Annotated in this window: 5 protein-coding genes; all 5 read left to right on the plus strand. The window is 51.1% G+C overall.

What is annotated here, in order from left to right:
- Positions 1 to 7: 7 nt before the first annotated feature.
- The gene (gene flhA, locus L691_RS0113325; protein WP_025691008.1) at positions 8 to 2,041 is read left to right on the plus strand and encodes a flagellar biosynthesis protein FlhA; all 2,034 of its coding nucleotides are present in this window, start codon (positions 8 to 10) and stop codon (positions 2,039 to 2,041) included.
- Positions 2,038 to 3,411: a flagellar biosynthesis protein FlhF gene (flhF, locus tag L691_RS0113330; RefSeq protein WP_025691009.1), complete on the plus strand. Its 1,374-nt coding sequence runs from the start codon at positions 2,038 to 2,040 to the stop codon at positions 3,409 to 3,411. The genes flhA and flhF overlap by 4 nt, the downstream gene beginning before the upstream one ends.
- Positions 3,408 to 4,289, plus strand: coding sequence for a MinD/ParA family protein (locus L691_RS0113335; RefSeq protein WP_025691010.1), 882 nt, complete (start codon positions 3,408 to 3,410; stop codon positions 4,287 to 4,289). The genes flhF and L691_RS0113335 overlap by 4 nt, the downstream gene beginning before the upstream one ends.
- Positions 4,290 to 4,327: 38 nt before the next feature.
- Positions 4,328 to 5,731 carry a protein-glutamate methylesterase/protein-glutamine glutaminase gene (cheB, locus tag L691_RS0113340; RefSeq protein ID WP_025691011.1) on the plus strand — a complete coding sequence of 468 codons (1,404 nt, stop codon included), beginning with the start codon at positions 4,328 to 4,330 and terminating at the stop codon, positions 5,729 to 5,731.
- A 33-nt stretch (positions 5,732 to 5,764) separates the two neighbouring features.
- Positions 5,765 to 6,200, plus strand: a 436-nt coding sequence (locus L691_RS0113345; RefSeq protein ID WP_025691012.1) for an Hpt domain-containing protein, incomplete at its 3' end; no start/stop codon positions are given.

Here is a 6,200-nt window from a genome sequence, read left to right on the forward strand (position 1 = left end):
AGAAACATTGAAAGCTAGGGATTTAACGGTATTAATCGGCATAATCGGAATCGTGCTAATGATGATTCTGCCTATTCCCTCTGGGCTGCTCGACCTTCTGCTGGTCATTAATATTTCGATCGCGTTGACGATTATCCTAGTGGCAATGAATACAAAGGAACCCCTTCAGTTCTCCATCTTTCCATCGCTGCTGCTGATTACGACCTTGTTCCGCCTGGCGCTGAACATCTCAACAACCAAGCTGATTTTATCCGAGGGCGAAGCAGGTTCGGTTGTAGCGACGTTTGGCGGCTGGATTGCGCGCGGACAGGTTGCAATCGGATTTATCGTGTTCCTGATTCTGGTTGTTGTGCAGTTTATCGTTATCACCAAAGGTTCTGAACGCGTAGCCGAGGTAGGGGCGAGATTTACACTCGACGCTATGCCCGGTAAGCAGATGAGTATTGATGCCGATTTGAATGCAGGCATGATTAACGAGCAGCAAGCCCGGGAGCGCCGGCGTAATATCGAGCGAGAAGCCGACTTCTACGGAGCGATGGACGGGGCGAGTAAATTCGTTAAAGGGGATGCGATAGCCAGCATTATTATCCTGCTGATCAATTTGATTGGCGGCTTCATCATTGGGATGGCAGTTCATGGGATGCCGTTCCAAGACGCGCTCTCGACCTACTCCGTTCTGACGATCGGGGATGGTCTGGTTAGCCAAATACCTGCTCTGCTCATTTCTACCGCAGCCGGCCTAATCGTTACCCGGGCTTCTTCGGATGGCAATCTAGCGGAAGATCTGACAGGGCAGTTGCTGTCTTATCCGAAGCTCCTGTACATCGTTGCCGTAACAGTGGCCTTTTTAGGTCTATTCACACCAATTCATGCGATAACAACCTTGCCGTTAGCTGGTCTTATGGCCTATTCGGCCTACCGGATGACGCAGAACTTGAGCCGTAAGGCCATCGAAGAGGAGCAGCTCGTCGAAGAACAGCAGATCGAGGAGGTGCGCAGTCCGGAGAGCGTGATCAGCCTGCTGAATGTCGATCCGATCGAATTCGAGTTCGGCTATGGCCTGATTCCACTGGCGGATACCCAGCAGGGGGGCGACCTGCTCGATCGGATCATCATGATTCGAAGGCAGTGCGCGCTTGAAATGGGACTTGTTGTCCCTGTTATCCGAATACGCGACAATATTCAACTAAAACCGAATGAATATGTCATCAAAATTAAAGGAAATCAGGTCGGCGGCGGTGAATTACTACTTAATCACTATTTAGCAATGAGTCCAGGGTATGATGACGAATCGATTACCGGGATTGAGACGGTCGAACCGTCATTCGGATTACCTGCGCTATGGATTAATGAATCCGTCAAGGAGCGTGCTGAACTGGCCGGCTATACGGTTGTCGATCCGCCGTCCGTGGTTGCCACCCATCTTACCGAACTGATCAAACGGTATGGACATGAGCTGATTGGACGGCAGGAAACGAAAATGCTGGTCGACAATATTCGCGAAAATTACCCTGTGCTGGTCGATGAATTGATCCCGTCCGTACTCACCGTCGGGGATCTGCAGAAAGTGTTGGCTAAGCTGCTGCGCGAGAAGATATCGATCCGGGACTTGGTTACTATTTTTGAAACTCTGGCAGACTACGGCACCTATACTAAAGATCCAGATGTACTGACGGAATATGTGAGACAATCGCTGTCACGGCAGATTACTCAGCAATTCTCCCAGTCCGGAGAAACTCTTAAGGTAATTACGGTAGGACCAACGCTTGAGAAAAAAATAGCCGAAAGCGTTCAGCAATCGGAGCATGGCAGCTACCTTGCACTTGATCCTGTATCAACCCAGACGGTATATCAGCGCCTAATGGAGCAAATTAACCGTCTATTGCAATCGGGACAGCAGCCCATTGTATTGACTTCGCCTACCATCCGTATGTATCTGCGGCAGGTCATAGAGCGGACGATGCAGGATATTCCAGTGCTGTCTTACAGCGAATTAGAGCCCAATATTGAAATTCAAAGCGTTGGAGTGGTGAATCTATGAGAGTGAAGCGTTACGTTGTCGATACGATGCCGGACGCCATGCATTCCATTCGCAGCGAGCTCGGAAGTGACGCCGTTATTCTGAGCACGAAGGAAATCAGAACCGGTGGCTTTATGGGAATGTTCAAAAAAAAGAAAATCGAAGTGGTCGCCGCTGTAGAGAATGAACAAAAGCAAGCAGCTTCCGAAAAAAAAGAGGTGGCGCCGCAATCCGTCCCCCGTGCAGGTGTTCCCAAGGCCTACCGGGAGGCCTATGCCTCTGCTTCGGGCAATGTCGCCGCAAGCGGTTCGGAGCCTTCTCGGAGCTTTGCCGAGATTGCCGCGTCGCTTGAAGATGCCGCCAAGAAGCAAGGGGCTGTAGCCGTGCTGGAAGAGAAGGCGGCGGAGGAAATTCCAAAAGACGCTTCCGCGAGTTCCCGCTTGGAGGTGATCGATTCCGTTATGCAGCCTCCTTCGGCTCCGAAGCTCCCTTCTGACCGAAAGGGACGTCCGTCTAATGACAGCGTTCTTGATGAGATTAGAGAGATGAAGCAGTGGATCGAGCGAATCGCCCGGCAGTCCGCCGACTCGAGAGAGCTTCCGGAAGGGCTGGAGCGGCTCCGCCTGCGGCTGATCGAGCAGGAAATGGACAACGCTTTGGTGGAAGAATGGATCAGTGATGTGCTGGATGCTTGGAATGAGGATGGAAGACTGTGGCCTGAAGAAAAGTTTGAGGAAGCTCTAAGAGTACAGATTGTGAGGTTTCTTGCCGATAGAATAGGAAGGGGCATTGCTCCCGATACGCGGCTCTTATATGTCGCAGGTCCTACAGGGGTAGGGAAGACGACGACTTTGGCCAAGCTTGCGGCTGATCAGCTCTTCAGACATGGCAGAAAGGTCGGGATGATTACAGCCGATACTTACCGTATATCTGCGGTGGAACAACTTCGGACTTACGCATCCATTTTGAATGTGCCTCTTGAGGTTGTTCAGTCGCCGGGCGATATGCAGCGGGCCTTATCCAGGCTGGAAAGCTGTGATCTGGTGTTAATGGACACGGCCGGAAGAAACTACCGCAATGAGCTTCTCGTTGCCGAACTGCAGAGTCTGCTGTCTCCGGCAATGAAGAGCGAGACCTACCTGGTGCTCAGCATGACGTCGAAGAGCAGGGATATGAAGCTGATTACCGAGCATTTCAGCAAATACAGGCTGGATAAAGTCATTCTGACGAAACTGGACGAAACGGGAAGCTACGGACCATTGTTCAACCTGCTTAACGATTACCCGCTCATGCTGTCATATATGACAAATGGTCAGACCGTACCTGATGATCTTCTTATACCATCCGGAGAACTGGTGTGCAATCTGCTGCTTGGTACGGGTGAACAGTGATGGATCAGGCTCAATCGTTGAGACAGCTTGTTGCTGGACAAAACAGAAAACTTAGCAATAGAGAAAAAGGCACCGCGCGAATAATCACTGTATGCAGCGGAAAAGGCGGAGTCGGTAAATCGAATTTCACCCTTAACTTTGCGCTTGCACTCAAGAGTATAGGGAAAAGGGTGCTCCTATTCGACGCTGATATCGGCATGGCCAATCTGGATGTTCTGATGGGTATCTCGGCGAAATACAATCTTTACCATTTGCTTGGCGGAGAAGCCAGCATTGAGCAGATTATTCAGACGGGTCCCAACCGATTGCCTTTTATTGCCGGAGGATCGGGCATGGAAGAGCTCTTCTCGCTTTCGGAAAGCGATTTGAACTACTTCACATCCCAAATTGCCACAATCGCCGATGAGATGGACTATATTCTATTTGATACGGGTGCCGGACTTTCCAAGGAAACGATGAATTTCATCGTTTCAGCAGACGATTGTCTCGTTGTTACGACTCCGGAGCCGACGGCGATTACCGATGCCTACGCATTGATGAAGGTTGTTCACACTAGTCATCCGAACATCGCGTTCAAACTGATTGTCAATCAGGTGTCCAGTATGAAGGAAGCGACTGCAACGAGCGACAAAATCCGGCTGACCGCCCGCCGTTTTCTTCAGGTGGATATCCCGTTCCTCGGTTTTATTAGCAGCGACAACCATGTGGTACAAGCAGTCAAACGACAGATTCCATTCTCATTGGCCTATCCAAACAGTGCCGCTGCGAATGATCTTCACAGACTGACGCTGCGATATTTGTCATCCGACCGTTCTTCAGAATCGGCTGAATTGCAAGGGATTAAAGGTTTTTTAAGCAAGTGGCTTCGCCGTATATAAGAAATGTTCTGAGATTTAAGGACAAAGGTGGAAATGATATGAAGCCATATAAAGTTCTAGTTGTGGATGATTCAGCATTTATGCGCAAAATCATTTCCGATTTAATTGAAAAGGATGCCGACTTCCAAGTAACGGCAACGGCGGTCAACGGAAGACAAGCCGTTGAGATGGTGAAGGAACTTCAGCCGGATCTTGTCACCATGGACGTGGAAATGCCGGAAATGAACGGCCTTGAAGCGTTGAAGCTGATCATGCTTGACCATCCGCTTCCTGTCATCATGTTGTCCGGTATTAATGAAGAAGGAATGAAAGAGACAATCCTGGCACTGGAAGGCGGGGCCTTCGACTTTATTCGCAAGCCCTCGGTTTCCAGCTCTCATGATATCAACAGTGTAGGGGATGCTCTGAGGGAGCAGATGAAGGAAGCCATGCTTGCTCGCGAGCGCCGGGAAGCACGGTCTGCGTCGGCGCCTCAAGGCTCTGACGATTCACCCGCATTGCAGCAGTCTGAACATGCTTTCCCCCCACCGCCTATCAAGCTGGCGGATAAGCCGGACGGGGGCGCAGCGGAACACATTCCTAGCCGGGAAATAAAGGACATTAAAGCGCCGATCGCACGGCCTTCACCGCCGGTGACCGGGAAACTCTTCGAACGCAAGCGTGCAGATCAGCCGCCGGTTCCTGGCTCGGAGCGAACCAAAAGCGTCCCTCCTAGAGCGAAGCCGGAAGCCCGACAAATTAAGATTTTATCCCAGCAGAAATCGGACGTTACGGCCGATCTTGCACCACCGAAGCCGCAGGCAACCGGAGCGGAACCAGATACTCCCGCAGCGAAGGGCAAGGACCGCAAATTTGGGGTGAAAGGGCTGACGAAGCTTGTGGCGGTCGGTTGTTCAACAGGCGGACCGCGCGCGCTGAAAGCTTTGCTTGAGAATATTCCGGCTGATTTTCCAGCACCAATTGTTATCGTGCAGCATATGCCCCCCAATTTTACGAAGTCGCTTGCCCAGCGGCTGAATACCTTTAGTCCTCTGGATGTCATGGAGGCGGAGCATGGGATGATCCTGCAACAGGGAGCGGCTTATATTGCTCCGGGGGGATATCACATGAAGGTCACGGAAACTGCTGGGGGGCAGTATGCTGTAGCTCTATCAAAGGAAGAAGCGCGTAACGGACATCGTCCCTCGGTGGATACGCTGTATGAGTCACTGCTTCCACTAAAAGCTTTGGAGCGCCATGCGGTTATTATGACCGGAATGGGAAGCGATGGCGCCAAGATGATGAAGTCGCTATATGATGCGGGTGTCACCTCTACCTTTGCCGAGAGCGAAGAAACCTGCGTCGTTTACGGAATGCCGCGTTCCGCGGTTGAACTCCAGTGTGTCACTTATATTTTGCCGTTGCAAGACATTGCTCCAAAACTGGTCCAAGTCGTTAAATAACGCAAAGCGAACGTGAAGGGTAGGTGTCAGGACATGGACATGAATCAGTATTTATCCATGTTTATTGATGAGTCGAATGATCATCTGCAGTCTTTGAACGAAAATATGATGGGCCTGGAGGCCAATCCGGACGATCTCAGCATTGTGCAGGTTATCTTCCGCTCCGCACATACCTTAAAAGGTATGGCGGCGACGATGGGATTTGAAGATCTGGCTTCGCTAACCCACCAAATGGAGAATGTGCTGGACCTAGTGCGAAACGGCAAGCTGGTTATGCAGGATTTTATTTTTGACACTTTATTCAAGAGTCTTGATGCGCTTGAGGCCATGGTTCAGGACATTACTGGAGGTGGAGAGGGTAAGGCCGACGTATCTGCCATTGTGGCCTCCCTTCAAGCCATTGTGCGCGGCGAAGTGCCGTCCGCCCAAGGAGGAAGCGCCGCGCCGGCAGCCGCTGCATCCACGGAAG

The organism is Paenibacillus zanthoxyli JH29 (genome assembly GCF_000520715.1).
Lineage (GTDB): Bacteria > Bacillota > Bacilli > Paenibacillales > Paenibacillaceae > Paenibacillus_AQ > Paenibacillus_AQ zanthoxyli.